Genomic DNA, 14,487 nt, shown 5'->3' on the forward strand with positions numbered 1-14,487 from the left:
GGCTAGCGTAGCGGCATTCGCGTGTCCGCGTCCAGCCGCTTAGCCGCTCACTTGCCGCAAGACACGGCCGCGCTTTATCTGCCCCAGCGCAACACGAGCGGATCGAGCCGCCGCGCGATCTTGAGAAGTCCTTCGCGCGTCGCGGGATGCATCGCCGGCAACGGATGACGCACCGCGTCCGAGCGAATCACGCCGCCTTCCTTCATCAACGCCTTGCACGATGCGAGGCCACCCTGGCGGTTTTCGTAGTTGATGAGCGGCAGCCACCGCTGATAATGCGCGGCGGCGGCGTCCGTATCGCCGGCGGCGTACGCGTCGACGATCAGACGAATGCCGTCCGCATAGCCGCCGCCTGTCATCGAACCCGTTGCGCCCGCATCGAGATCGGCCATCAGCGTAATGGCTTCCTCGCCGTCCCACGGACCTACGATCGCATCGCCGCCCAACTGGATGAGTTCGCGCAGCTTGTTGGCGGCTTGCGGCACTTCAATTTTGAAGTAAGACACGTGCTCGATTTCGCGGGCGATGCGCGCGAGAAACGGCGCGGACAGCGGCGTGCCGCTAACGGGCGCGTCCTGGATCATGATCGGAATGTCGATCGCATCGGACACCGTGCGGTAAAACTCTTCGATGCCGCGCTCGCCGATGCGGATCGTCGCGCCGTGATAAGGCGGCATGACCATCACCATCGCCGCCCCGGCCTCTTGCGCGCGGCGGCTGCGCTCCGCGCATTGATGCGAGCTGAAATGCGTGGTCGTGACGATCACCGGCACGCGGCCCGCTACGTGATCGAGCACGACGTGCATCAACGTGTTGCGCTCGTCGTCCGAAAGCGCGAACTGTTCGGAGAAGTTCGCCAGAATGCACAGGCCGTTCGAACCGGCGTCGATCATGAAGTCGATGCAGCGCTTCTGGCCTTCCAGATCGAGCCGGCCGGCGTCGTCGAAAATGGTGGGAGCAACGGGAAAGACGCCGCGCATCGCGGCGGCATGGGTGGTTTGGCTCATGATTCGGGCGCCTTTTAGAAGTGGTAGGGCACGGCAGTGTCGATGTCTCCACCGCCGACTATACGGCGCTGCGGCGGCCGGGTATATTGAATTGTTTCCATCCTGTGATCGCTTTTACGACTCACCGCGGCTTTCATGAAAAACACGTTGAACGTTCTGCTCGGCAAATTGCGCATGAAGCAGTTGCAATTGCTGATCGCGCTGGACGACCAGAAGTCGCTGCATAAAGCGGCCGGGCTCATGTCGATGACGCAATCTGCCGCGAGCAAAGCGTTGCAGGAACTCGAGTCGATGTTCGAAGCACCGCTTTTCGAGCGCTCGAAAAGCGGCATGATTCCGAATCAGCTCGGGCATTGCGTGATCCGCCATGCGCGCCTCGTCGCGACGGACCTCACCGCGTTATGTCAGGACGTGGCTGAAATACGCTCGGGGCGCGGCGGGCGCCTCGCGATCGGCGCGATCATGGGCGCTATTCCGCAGTGCGTGATTCCCGCCGTGAATCGGCTGCACGCGGGACATCCGAACCTGTCGATAGAAGTGGTGGAGGACACGAGCGCGCGCATGCTCGCGCAACTCGACGACGGCCGCCTCGATCTCATGATCGGCCGTGCCGCCGTGGCAGCCGATCCATCGAAATACCAGTATCGTCCGCTTGCGGATGAGCCGTTATCGGTGGTGGTGGGCTATGGTCATCCGCCGTTGCCGAGAAAGGAAGTGAAGCTCGGCGATCTGGCCGATCATCGTTGGGTGATGTATCCGTCGCATATGCCGTTGCACGCGCTGCTCGAACGCGAGATGGATCTGGCGGGGCTCACGATGCCGGATAACCCGATCTCGACGGCATCGACTTTTGTGACCGTCGCGCTATTGCAAAGCCGCGCGGATCTCGTGTCGTTGTTGCCGACTGCCATCGCCGAGATGTTCATTCGGCAAAAAATGCTGCGCGCGGTGCCGGTCAAACTGAAATCGCCTTCGCAGACTTTCGGTGTCGTGACGCGCAAAGGCGGCGTGCTGTCGCCGCCAGCGGAACGCTTTGTCGAATTGCTGCGGCAGCACATGAAGATGCGCGACGAGCCGGACATGCAGAAGCCAAAGCCAAAGCGCGCACTCACCACGAAACGAAAAGCCGCCTGAACAAGCGGTTTTTTCGACTGACACTCACACTCGCGGCCGACATCGCGCAGACCTTAAATATCGCACGGTAATTCGCACTTTGCTATGTCGCCGCAGCGGGTGTTGTAGCCGCGACACTGGGGGTTTATCCGAACCAATTGCGTGCGGGCGTCCGAGCTAAACTCCTTAAAGGGTGCCGGATTTACGAGCCTGGCGCCCGTTCGGGGAGAGCAGTCATGAATCGGCCATCGGTTCGGTTTCCGCTTCGCGCCACCGGCACCAGCCCGGTGCGCAAGTGGATCAAATGGGCGCTGGCGGCGGCGTTGTTGCTGGGCTTGGCGTGGCTTGCACGCTTATGCCAGCTCGAAATAGAAACGTCCCGGCTGCAAGCGCACTATCTGTCCGAACTGACCCGCGACGTCGGCTTCGCGGTCGACGACGGCCCCAGTCATTCCATTCGCTTCCCCGAAACCGATAAAGGTCCTTACGACACGCGCCTGGGTTACGCGTTGCTGCCGTCCATCCAGCAGCGCCTGCTGCAACGCGGCTTCGAAATCACCGCGCAGGCGCGCGATTCGGAACGCATGCTTTCGCTCGCGGACAGAAGTCTTTTTCTGCCGTATGCCGAGAAAGACCAGGCCGGTTTGCAACTCTTCGACGGCACCGGCGCAGCGCTTTTCAGCGCGAATTTTCCAGGCCGCGCCTATGCGAGCTTCGAGGCGATTCCGCCCGTCATAGTCGATTCGCTGCTCTTTATCGAAGACCGCTATCTGCTCGATCCTAATCAGCCGAACCGTAATCCGGCGATCGACTGGGGACGCTTTAGCCGCGCGCTGGCCGATCAGGGCGCGCGCGTATTCAATCATCATCAGCCGACGCCTGGCGGCAGCACGCTCGCCACGCAGATCGAAAAATTCCGCCACTCGGCTGGCGGCCGCACTGCAACGCCGCCGGAAAAGCTGCGGCAGATTGCATCCGCTTCTGTGCGTGCCTATCTGAACGGCCCGCAAACGATGCCCGCACGTCAGCAGATCGTCGTGCATTACCTGAATTCGGTGCCGTTGGCCGCGCAACCTGGCATCGGCGAAATCAACGGCATGGGCGACGGGCTCGCCGCGTGGTACGGCCGCGATTTTGCAGAGGTGAACCGCATACTCGCCGCGCCTTCAAGTGAAGAGAATTTGGCGGCGCAAGGAGAAGCCTTCCGCGAAGTACTGTCGTTGATGATCGCGCAGCGCGCGCCGTCGTATTTCCTGCATCGCGGCTATCCGGAACTCGAGCGGCTGACGGACAGCTATTTGCGCTTGCTCGCGAGTGGCGGCGTGATTTCCGCCGCGCTGCGCGATGCGGCGCTGTCGACGAACGTGCAGTTGCACCGCGCGCCAAAACCCGCCCAAAACACGGGCTCGTTCGTGTCGCGCAAAGCCGTCACGTCGATGCGCTCGAATCTGCTCGCGGCGCTCGGCATTCCGAGCTTCTACGAACTTGACCGGCTCGACCTGCAAGCCACGGGCACGCTCAACAATGCCGTGCAACAGGCCGTGAGCGAGAGGCTTGCCGCCGCCGCCACACGCGAGGGCGCGAAGGCCGCGGGTCTGGTCGGTTTCGAAATGCTGCGCGCGTCCGACGATCCGTCGAAAATCGCCTACAGCTTCACACTATTCGAGCGGCGCGACGGCGCGAACCTCGTGCGAGTGCAAACGGACAGCGTGAACCAGCCGTTCGACATCAATTCCGGCGCGCGGCTCAATCTCGGTTCCACCGCGAAACTGCGCACCATGGTGACGTATTTGCAGATCGTCTCTCAACTGCATGGCCGTTACGCCGCTCTGAGCGCGACGGAGCTGAAAGCCATCAAGCCCGATCCAAACGATCAATTGACGCGCTGGGCGCTCGACTACTTGTCGCATACACGTGACCGCTCATTGCAACCCATGCTCGATGCGGCCGTCGAACGCAAATACTCGGCGAGTCCCGGCGAAACGTTCTACACAGGCGGCGGCGCGCAGAGCTTTAACAATTTCGATTCCGACGACAACAGCCGCATTCTCACGGTTCGTCGCGCGTTCCAGCATTCGGTGAATCTCGTGTTCGTGCGGATGATGCGCGACATCGTTCACTATGAGATGGTGCAGACGACCGGGCCTTCGTCGCAGTGGCTAAACGATCCCGCGATTCGCAAGATGTATCTGACGCGTTTCGCCGATCAGGAAAGCCGCGTATACATGCACCGGTTCTATACGAAGTATCACGGCAAGACGCGCGACCAGGCGCTCGCTTTGTTGCTGCTCGGCGTGCGCAAATCGCCGCCGAAAGTCGCGACCGTATTGCGCAGCGTCGCGCCCGACGAGTCCAACGCGTGGTTCAACGAGAAGATGCGCGCTGCGCTGAGAAACACGCCGGCCGCCTCGATACTCGACGATGAAGACCTCGCAAAGCTCTACGCCAAATACGGAATCGACCGCTTCAATCTAAATGACCGCGGCTATATCGCGAGCGTGCATCCGCTGGAGTTGTGGACGCTCAATTATCTGCGCGAGCATCCGAACGCCACGCTCAACGAAATACAGAACGCAAGCGGCGACGTGCGTTTGCAGACCTATTCGTGGCTCTTCAAAACGCGTTACCACGCGACGCAGGATCGCCGCATCAAACGCATGGTCGAATTGCGCGCGTACGAGGCCATCGGCAAATCGTGGCAGGCGCTCGGCTATCCGTTCGAGACGCTGACGCCTTCGTATGCAGCGGCAATCGGCGCGTCGGGTGACAGGCCCGCCGCGCTCGCGCAACTGATCGGCCTGATTGCGAACGACGGCAACAAGGTGCCGACCGAAAGCATCACGCAACTGGACTTCGCGAAAGACACGCCATACGAAACGCATTTCCGCCGCGCGGCAACCGCGCCGCAACAGCAGCTTTCGCCGGAAATAGCGGGAACGGTGAAAGGCATGTTGCGCGACGTGGTGACGGGCGGCACGGCGCGGCGTCTCGCGCAAGGCATCACGTTCCCCGATGGCCGGACTATGGAGGTGTACGGCAAGACGGGCACGGGCGATCAGCGCTTTAACGTATTTGCCAAAGGCGCGCGCCTCATCGAATCGCGCAAGGTGAATCGCAGCGCGACGTTCGTCTTCGCTATCGGCGATCGCTTTTACGGCACGTTGACCGCGTGGGTGCACGAACCATATGCCGCACGCTACGAGTTCACGAGTGCGCTTTCCGTGCAATTGCTGAAGTCGATGGCGCCCGCGCTGCAACCGTTGCTCGAGTCCGCGCCCGCAAAGACCGCTTCGGTCTCGGTGAAGAGAGTCGCGGCGCAATGAACTGAACGCGTCGCTGCAAATCAATACGCGGGCTCGGTCGCCGGCTTGAGAAAGAGTTCATGCACCGGCGCGAAGTGCGCGTAGAGCGGCAGTATTGCGCCGCCCATCGCGCGTGCGTCGGCGCCGATTGCGCCTTCCAATAGTTGCGGACGCACCATCCCTTCCCACTCGAATCGATCGAGCACGCGCTCGGTGCGGCGAATGATTTCGCGCACCATTTGCCGGTCGAGTTCACCGTCGATCACCACTGCTTCGAGATCGAGCAGCGCTGCCGCATTCGTGAGCGCGTTGGCAATCGCGGGGCACGCGCTATCGAGCCATTCCTCGGTGTGCCGCCACATGTCCGGCGATAACGCGCGATGATCGTGCGCGGCGGCAGCCGGCTTGCCCGCTTCACTCAACAGGCGTTCGAGCACGAAGCCCGATGCCGCGTGCAGCAGTTGCCTGGCCGGCTTGCGCGCGCTGCCTTCGCGCAGCGGAATGGAGCCGACGGCGCCCGCGTTGTCGTGCGGTCCGCCATGCAAGCGGCCGTCGATCACGAGTCCGCCGCCAATGAACGTGCCCACGAACAGATACAGAAAATTGTGGATGCCGCGCCCTTGGCCCATCACGAGTTCGGCGGCGCAGGCGGCGGTGGTGTCCTTCGAGAATTCCACCGGGAGGCCCGTCATGGTCGCGATGCGCGCGCGCAAGTCGATCTCGTGCCATGCATCGAGCGCATCCAGCGCGTCGGGCGGCGCGCCGAGCAAGTCGCGCCAGCCGCCGAGCCATAATGGCGCAGCCACGCCCACGCCGACCACTTTGCTTGCACTCGCGCCGAGCGTCTGATTCACGCGCGCGAGCCTTGTTTCAAGCGCCGGAAACAGCGTGCGCGGATCGGGATACGGATACTCGAACACGTCGCGGCACACAACGCGGCCGGCGAAATCCATCGCCAGCACGTCGAGGCTGCGGCGCCCGACCTTGATGCCGATCGTATAGGCACCGTCCGCACGCAACGCAATCGGCACCGACGGCTGCCCGATCCTGCCACGCACGCGCGCCTGCTTTTCCAGCAGACCGTCGTCGATCAAACGGTCGACGATCATCGACACCGTCTGCATCGAAAGACGTGTCAGGCGGCCAACGTCGGCTTTCGGCAGCGGCCCGTGCAGGCGGATCGCCTGCAGCACGATGCGTTCGTTGAATTGCCGCATGCCGACCTGGTTTGAGCCGACCGTGCGTTTGAGGGGCGGGCGCATGCCCGTGGTATCCATGACGATGAGCCCCTCAGCGAAGTGACTGCATCATGCAATCGCCTTGACGTCGGCTTCTTTCGCGCCCGTCATGATTGCAACGGCCTCGGACATATGCACGTCTTTTGTATTGACGAGCGCGGCGCGCCGGCCGAGCCGCTGAATATGAATGCGGTCCGCGACTTCGAATACGTGCGGCATGTTGTGGCTGATGAGAATCACCGGCAGCCCGCGGTCGCGCACACGGCGAATCAGTTCCAGCACCATGTTGCCTTCCTTCACGCCGAGCGCGGCGGTGGGCTCGTCGAGAATCACGACGTGCCGCGCGAATGCCGCACTGCGCGCGACCGCGACGCCCTGGCGCTGACCGCCCGACAGTGTTTCGACGGCCTGGCGCATCGAACGAATGCCGATTTGCAGGTCTTTCATATGCGCAGTCGCTTCCTCCAGCATGCGGCGCTTGTCGATCATCTTGAAGATCGAGCCGCGCCAGCCGGGCTTCACCAATTCGCGCGCGAGAAAGAGATTTTCCGCGATGCTCATCGCGGGCGCGACCGCGAGTTCCTGATAGACGGTCTCGATGCCTTGCGCGCGTGCATCGAGCGGGCTGCGGAATTTGACGGGCTTGCCGTCGAGCAGAATCTCGCCTTCGTCGGGCACGGTCGCGCCCGACAACGCCTTGATCAAGGACGATTTGCCTGCGCCGTTATCGCCGATCACCGCGAGAATTTCGCCGGGCAGCACCTCGAAATCGCAGCCGTCGAGCGCGGTCACATTGCCATAACGTTTGACGAGCCCACGCGCCTGTAAAACGGGCAGCGGGGAAGAAGCGGAAGTAGTTGTCGACATCACGGGCTCCTGTCGGTCCGGACCTGCATGCAAGATGTTGGCGGTGCAGTGCTTAACCGCGGCGATGAGAAAGTTTGTCCGCGGCCACCGCGAGAATCACCAGCATGCCGGTGATCAATACCTGGTAGACCGAAGAAACGCCGATCAGCGTCAGGCCGTTGCGGAACACGCCGACAATCAGTGCGCCGAGCAGCGTGCCGGAAATCGAGCCGCGTCCGCCGAAAAGACTCGTGCCGCCGAGCACCACCGCGGTAATGCTGTCGAGATTCTCCGTTTGCCCCGCTTGCGGATCGCCCACGCCGGTACGCGATACAGACAGCAGCGCCGCGACGCCATAGATCGCGCCCGCCAATGTGTACACGGTGAGCAGGATCTTCTGCGACGACAAGCCCATCAGCCGCGCGGCCTCGGCGTTATTGCCGAGCGCATACAGGTGCCGCCCAGGAACCGTGTCGCGCAGCACGAACCATGTGGCCAGATACATCAGCAGCGTTAGGACCGTGCCGTACGTGACATCGGCGGGGCCGAGCTTGAACGTGTTGCCGAAGAACATGATCGCGTCGGGCAGATTCGACACGCTTTCCGCATTCGAATAGATCTGCGTGAGCGCGAACGCAATGTTCAGCGTGCCGAGCGTGACGATGAACGCGGGCAGTTTGATGCGCGTGATCAGCACGCCATTGAGCACGCCGAACAATGTGCTCGCGGCGATACCGCAAAGAATCGCGACGGCCGGCGGCAGGCCGAGCGTGACCGCGAACTTCGTCATGATGATGGAGCCGAACGCCATCACCATCCCGCATGAGAGATCGATGCCGCCGGTCAGCACGATCAGCGTCTGACCGATTGCGATGACGGCGACGACCATCGTCTGCTGAAGAATCAGCGAGAGGTTCTGGAACGACAGGAACCGGCTGCTTTGCGAAATGAAGAATGCACAAGCCAGCACGAGCGCGATGAGCGGCCCGACTTCGGCGAGCGACGGCAGACGGTCGGAGAAATGGCGCGGATGGCCCGCGGGCGCGGAGGGAGTCGACATGATGGATGACCTCGAGACATGAGCGCGGCAGGCGCCGCGCGGCGAATCGTTCGGCGGCCCGTACGTGGGCCGCCGTGCAGTGCGCGTTACTTGTTGCCCCAGCAGTTGTCGACACCGAACTTCGTGTCCTTGCTGTCGATGCCGGACATCGGCTTGTCGGTGATCAACGTCACGCCCGTGTCCTGATAGCCCGTGACCTTCTTGCCGGTCTTGGCGTAGTCGACGCCCGCCGTCACGCCGAGCGAGGCCATCTTCAACGGATACTGTTGCGAGGTCGCGGCAATCGAGCCGGCCTTCACGTTGCGCACGCCTTCACAGCCGCCGTCGATGGAGACGATCATCACGCTCTTGTCCTTGCCCGCCGCTTTCAACGCGCGGTACGCGCCTGCGGCTGCCGGCTCGTTGATCGTGTAAACCACGTTGATGTCCGGCGCTTTCTGCAAGCAGTTTTCCATCGCGGTCTGGCCTTTCGCCTGATCGCCGCGCGTGTCCTGGCTGCACACGATCGACGCGTCGCCTTCCTTCACGCCGAAGCCTTCGAGAAATCCGTTATGACGCAGCACGCCGACCGACACGCCTGGCGCGAGGTCGAGCGTGGCGATCTTCGCGGGCTTGCCGTTCAACGCGGCTTTCGCGTACTTGCCGATCAGCACGCCGGCCTTGAAGTTGTCGGTGGCGAAGAGGGCGTCGGTGGCGTCCTGCGGATCGGTCGGCGTGTCGAGCGCGACCACCATCACGCCGGCCGCGCGCGCTTTCTTGATGCTCGGCACGATCGCTTTGGTGTCGCTCGGCGTGATCAGAATCGCTTTCGCGCCGGCCGTCATCATGTTTTCGATCGCGGTCACCTGGCTCGCGTTATCGCCGTCGAAGCGGCCTGCGGCGGTAATCAGCTTCGCGCCGTCTTTCGACGCAGCCGCTTCCGCGCCTTGCTTCATCTTCACGAAAAACGGGTTCGTGTCGGTCTTCGTGATGAGGCCGACGACCGGCTGGTCGGCTGCCTGGCTCGCGCTCGCGCACCAGACCGCCGACGCCGCGACGCACATCGAGACGATTTTCCTGGCGACAGGAAGCCTGCGGGAATTCAGATTCATGGGACGCTCCTCCAGTTATTGACAACGACGTTTGAACTGCCGGCGGTTGCACATGCGAACGCTGCGCGGCGCAACCCGAACGGCGGCTGATTCGAACCGTGATGTGAGGTCAAAAGAAGCCGCCTAAATCACTTTGGTTGATTTAGTACAGCAGGCGCGAACGGGCGCGTCAAGGAATCTCGTGAGCGGGGGTGAGAGTGCGGCGAGTCACGTCTAGGCGCGCAAAGCCATACGGGGTCGGGCTCTCCGGCGGTGATGCGATGCAGCGTTGAGTGACGCCGATTGGGGAAAGTCCTGGCTGCGGTGAAAGTTGTATGAAAGCTAAAAGGCATGCGTTAGCGACTAAAAGCCGCGCATGCTTCGCTCCGTTTGCAGCGGTGCGAGGGGAAAATCAACGCGAGCGCGGCGTGCCGCTCGACGCTCGCACCACGAGTTGCGGCGCGGACGAAACGCGCATCGGCACTTTCGTTTTGCCGCGTGCGTTCTGCCCATACGACGACTCGATCAACTCGCGCAGCAGCGACACCGCGAGTCCGGCCACTTCGACGGTCGGCACCGCGACCGTGGTCAACGCAGGCCGCGATTCGCGCGCGAGTTGAATATCGGTGATGCCGACAACCGACAAATCCCCGGGCACCGCGAGGCCCAGGTCCGCGGCGGCATGCATCGCGCCGAGCGCCGGCAGATCGTTGGTCGCGAAGATCGCAGTGAGTTGCGGGTCGGCTTCGAGCAACGCGCGCGCCGCCGTGTAGCCACCGTGGATCGTATCCGCTGCATGTCGGACGCGGTTCCTGCGCACGCCGGCCGCGCGCAGTGCATCGACGAAACCTTCGTAGCGCGTTGCGTGAACGCCGGACGCCTTGCTCCCGACAATCGCGCCTATCCGCCGATGTCCCAACTCGAGCAGATGTTTGCCGGCAAGCTCGCCGGCCAGACGAAAATCGACCGCGACGCAGGGCAAACCCGGCGGATCGTCGGGCCGCTCCCACATGCATAAAACCACGGGCGTACCGCGCGATTCGGTCACATGAAGGTCGGCGAGTTCGAGGTTCGCGTTCGTCACCAGCACGCCCTCGGACAGCGTGCCGGCAATCTGATCGAGGTAGGCGCGGCCCGTCACCGGATCTTCGTTAGTATTGCAAATGATGACGAAGTGGCCGCTCGTACGCGCCGCGCGTTCGACGGCGAGCGCGAACTCCGGATAGAACGGATTGGCGATGCTCGACACCATCAACGCGAGCGTCGGCGCGCGGCCTTCGGCCAGCGCGCGAGCGGCAAGATGCGGGCGATAGCCGAGGGCATCGACGGCTTCGAGTACGCGTTGACGCGTCGCCTCGCCGACGCGGCCGCGATTGCGCAGCACGTTCGAAACGGTGGCGGGCGTCACGCCCGCGTGGCGCGCGACTTCACTGAGTGTGGGCATAGATCGTCATTATTTGGGATGGTTACCCGGCATTTGCATCAAAGCGCAAGGCACGGCACCATCTGTCGCACAGACAAAACGACATGGAGACAGGCAAGGACCGGCGATCGCATGCGGTCGATTTTTTAGGTCCTGCTGATTAAGCGCTTAATCTCCGTCGTCGAGCCGATTAAATCACGGAGTCGATGCGATGGCGAGCATTTCGTTAAGAGGCGTACAGAAAGCGTATGGCGACGGCGCGCCGGTGATTCGCGACGTCGATCTGGAAATCGGCGAGAACGAATTCTGCGTTTTTCTCGGCCCCTCGGGCTGCGGCAAGTCGACCTTGCTGCGCATGATCGCAGGGCTCGAAGATCTCACCGACGGCGACTTGTCGATCGGCGGAAAGATCATGAACGACGTGCCGGCCGCACAGCGCGGCGTCGCTATGGTGTTTCAGAGCTATGCGCTCTTTCCGCATATGACCGTGTTCGAGAACATGGCCTTTGGATTGAAGCTCGCAAAAACTCCCAAGGAAGAAATCGACCGCAAGGTACGCGAAGCTGCGCGCATTTTGCAACTCGAAGCACTGCTTGAACGCAGGCCGAAAGCACTCTCGGGCGGTCAGCGTCAACGCGTTGCAATTGGCCGTGCAATCGTGCGCGAGCCTGGCGTGTTTCTATTCGACGAACCGCTTTCCAATCTCGACGCAACACTGCGCGGTCAGACTCGCATTGAAATCGCGCGGCTGCATAAGCAGTTTGCGAAGGCGAGCGTGGTGTATGTCACGCACGATCAGATCGAAGCGATGACGCTCGCGGACAAGATCGTGTTGCTGCATGCGGGCAAAGAGACCGAGCGCTACGGCAGCATCGCGCAAATCGGCGCGCCGCTCGAGTTGTATCACCGTCCGAAAAGCCGCTTTGTGGCCGGCTTTATCGGTTCTCCACGCATGAACTTTTTGCCGGGACGGGTTGCTTCCGTCGACGCGCAAGGCGTAATCGTCACGCTCGACACGACGCTCGAAAACGTACGCGTGCCCGTGGATGGCGCCGCGCTCCAGGTCGCCCAACCGGTGACGCTTGGCGTGCGTCCGGAGCACCTTGAATTCATCGACACGTCTTCGTCTCAGGACGAAGCGGTGCTCACACGCACCGTGTCGCTCGTCGAACAACTCGGCGAACACAGCTACGTGCATCTCGATCAGCCAGGCGGCTTCACGCTGATCGCAAAGGCGCCGGGCGACACGCATCTCGCGCCGGGCGATCGCACGCATTTGCGTGTGCCGCGCCACGCCACGCATTTGTTTACCGAAGACGGCTTTGCCGCCGCTTCGCTGGAATCCGTCGAACACTACGCATAAAGGACATTCGGATGCGCCTTGGAGTCTGCTACTACCCGGAACACTGGCCAGAGTCGATGTGGGAAGACGACGCGCGCCGGATGAAAGCACTCGGCATCGAACAGGTGCGAATAGCCGAGTTCGCATGGAGCCGCATTGAACCGACGCCCGGTGAATATGATTGGGCGTGGCTCGATCGCGCGATCGAAGTACTCGGCGCGGCCGGTCTGCAGGTTGTAATGTGCACGCCGACCGCGACGCCGCCGAAGTGGCTGATCGACCGTCATCCGGACATCTTGCCGATTGGCGCCGATGGCCGGCCGCGCGCGTTCGGTTCGCGTCGTCACTATGACTTTTCGTCGCCGTCGTATTTCGCGGCGTCGCAGAAGATTTGCACTGCAATTGCCGAGCGTTATGGCAAGCATCCGGCCGTTCGTTACTGGCAGACCGATAACGAATTTGGTTGCCATCACACGGTAGTCAGTTATTCGCCCGCGGCAGTAGAGCGCTTTCGCGAGTGGCTGAAAGCGCGCTATCAAACTGTCGACGCATTGAATCGCGCGTGGGGCACCGTGTTCTGGAGCATGGAGTACCGCAGTTTCGATGAGATCGACGCACCGGTCGCAACCGTGACCGAAGCGCATCCTTCGCATCGGCTCGATTACCGGCGCTTCGCTTCCGATGAAGTCGCGCGCTATAACCGCATGCAGGTCGAGATCATTCGCGCGCATTCGCCGGGGCGGCCGATCGCGCACAACTTCATGCAGCTCTTCACCGAGTTCGATCACTACAAAGTTGCCGCCGATCTCGACGTTGCCGCGTGGGACAGCTATCCGCTCGGCGCACTCGAAGAGCAATGGTTTGCGCCGGACGTGAAAGCGCGCTGGCTGCGCAGCGGTCATCCTGACTTTGCGTCGTTCAATCACGACGTGTACCGCGGCATGTCGAAGCTGCCGTTCTGGGTGATGGAGCAGCAGCCGGGTCCAGTGAACTGGGCGATGTGGAATCCCGCGCCGCTGCCTGGCATGGTGCGTTTGTGGAGTTGGGAGGCGTTTGCGCATGGCGCGGGTTGCGTGTCGTATTTCCGCTGGCGTCAGGCGCCGTTTGCGCAGGAGCAGATGCATGCGGGTCTGAATACGCCGGATAACCGCCTCGACGTGGGCGGTAGCGAGGCCGCGCGCGTGGCCGAGGAAATCGGCACTGTACTCGCGGCGAACGCCGACGCCGACGCCGCGATTCGTTCAAAGGTCGCGCTCGTCTACGACTATGAGGCGAAGTGGCTCTTCGAGATTCATCCGCAGGGTGCGGACTTTCACTATCCGCGCTTTGCATTCGAGTACTACTCGGCATTGCGCGCACTAGGTCTCGATGTGGATGTCGTGCCGGTCGATGCATCGCTGGACGGCTACAGTCTGATCGTCGTGCCGCCGTTGCCGGTCGTGTCTGCTGATCTTGCCGCGCGCCTCGCGAAGTCGGGCGCGCAAGTGGTGGTCGGCCCACGTACCGGTTCGAAGACTCAGGACTTGCAGATTCCGGCGAATCTTCCGCCAGGCCCGCTCGCTGATGTATTGCCGTTGCGAGTATGGCGCGTCGAATCGATGCGACCTAATGTGACCGAACCTGTGCGTCTTCTCGGCACACAGAACGCGAATGCTGAGGATGGCGTCGCGCGTCACTGGCGCGATTTCATCGAAAGCAATGGCACGAATTCGTTCGACGTGCTCGCGCGTTTCGCGGACGGCCACCCGGCATATGTGCGAAGCGGCGCATTTCATTACTTTGCAAGCCTGTTCGACGACGCGCTGACGGTTCGGCTCTTTGCGCAAATCGCGCAGCAAGCCGGCATTCAAACGATGCCGCTCGGCGAAAGCGTACGCATCAGCCGGCGTGGTGCGCTGACCTATGTGTTCAACTACGGCGATTGCGCACACACGATCGCCGATGTGGCAGACGACGCGTTCATTATCGGTTCGCGCGCAGTCGAACCACAGGGCGTGGCAGCGTATCGATCGAAATGACCGGTTCGGGTAACGGGACGATTGGCAAGCCGGAATTCCATGCAGTAACGACAACGACGCAAAATCAA

General features: G+C 62.2%; 10 protein-coding genes. 4 read left to right on the forward strand and 6 right to left on the reverse strand.

What is annotated here, in order from left to right; all coding sequences use genetic code 11:
* Positions 1-74: 74 nt before the first annotated feature.
* Positions 75-1,007 carry a dihydrodipicolinate synthase family protein gene (locus C8K18_RS20480; RefSeq protein ID WP_107709433.1) on the reverse strand — a complete coding sequence of 311 codons (933 nt, stop codon included), beginning with the start codon at positions 1,005-1,007 and terminating at the stop codon, positions 75-77.
* Between the two features lie 135 nt (positions 1,008-1,142).
* Between C8K18_RS20480 and C8K18_RS20485 the strand changes: the two genes are divergently transcribed.
* Both C8K18_RS20485 and C8K18_RS20490 read left to right on the forward strand, forming a co-directional pair.
* Positions 1,143-2,141 carry a LysR family transcriptional regulator gene (locus C8K18_RS20485; RefSeq protein ID WP_107709435.1) on the forward strand — a complete coding sequence of 333 codons (999 nt, stop codon included), beginning with the start codon at positions 1,143-1,145 and terminating at the stop codon, positions 2,139-2,141.
* Between the two features lie 215 nt (positions 2,142-2,356).
* Positions 2,357-5,443: a transglycosylase domain-containing protein gene (locus C8K18_RS20490; RefSeq protein WP_107709437.1), complete on the forward strand. Its 3,087-nt coding sequence runs from the start codon at positions 2,357-2,359 to the stop codon at positions 5,441-5,443.
* 20 nt (positions 5,444-5,463) lie between these two features.
* Here C8K18_RS20490 and C8K18_RS20495 read toward each other — a convergent pair whose 3' ends face one another.
* From C8K18_RS20495 to C8K18_RS20515, 5 genes are all read right to left on the reverse strand, one after another.
* The gene (locus tag C8K18_RS20495) at positions 5,464-6,699 is read right to left on the reverse strand and encodes an ROK family transcriptional regulator (RefSeq protein ID WP_006049905.1); all 1,236 of its coding nucleotides are present in this window, start codon (positions 6,697-6,699) and stop codon (positions 5,464-5,466) included.
* A gap of 30 nt (positions 6,700-6,729) precedes the next feature.
* On the reverse strand, positions 6,730-7,527 hold the full coding sequence (locus tag C8K18_RS20500) for an ATP-binding cassette domain-containing protein (RefSeq protein ID WP_006049904.1): 798 nt from the start codon (positions 7,525-7,527) through the stop codon (positions 6,730-6,732).
* A gap of 52 nt (positions 7,528-7,579) precedes the next feature.
* A complete protein-coding gene (locus C8K18_RS20505; protein ID WP_006049903.1) occupies positions 7,580-8,566 on the reverse strand; it encodes an ABC transporter permease in 987 nt (328 codons plus the stop codon).
* An 86-nt stretch (positions 8,567-8,652) separates the two neighbouring features.
* A complete protein-coding gene (locus C8K18_RS20510) occupies positions 8,653-9,657 on the reverse strand; it encodes a sugar ABC transporter substrate-binding protein (protein WP_029970147.1) in 1,005 nt (334 codons plus the stop codon).
* 391 nt (positions 9,658-10,048) lie between these two features.
* Complete coding sequence (locus C8K18_RS20515) at positions 10,049-11,080, reverse strand: LacI family DNA-binding transcriptional regulator (protein WP_006049901.1); 1,032 nt, start codon at positions 11,078-11,080, stop codon at positions 10,049-10,051.
* Positions 11,081-11,270: 190 nt separating this feature from the next.
* On the opposite strand from C8K18_RS20515, the gene C8K18_RS20520 reads away from it, so the two are divergent.
* Together C8K18_RS20520 and C8K18_RS20525 are read left to right on the forward strand one after the other, a co-directional pair.
* Complete coding sequence (locus C8K18_RS20520) at positions 11,271-12,422, forward strand: ABC transporter ATP-binding protein (protein WP_107709439.1); 1,152 nt, start codon at positions 11,271-11,273, stop codon at positions 12,420-12,422.
* Between the two features lie 11 nt (positions 12,423-12,433).
* Positions 12,434-14,419 carry a beta-galactosidase gene (locus C8K18_RS20525; protein WP_107709441.1) on the forward strand — a complete coding sequence of 662 codons (1,986 nt, stop codon included), beginning with the start codon at positions 12,434-12,436 and terminating at the stop codon, positions 14,417-14,419.
* Positions 14,420-14,487 lie beyond the last annotated feature (68 nt).

This window comes from Paraburkholderia sp. GV068 (assembly GCF_003058125.1).
GTDB lineage: Bacteria > Pseudomonadota > Gammaproteobacteria > Burkholderiales > Burkholderiaceae > Paraburkholderia > Paraburkholderia graminis.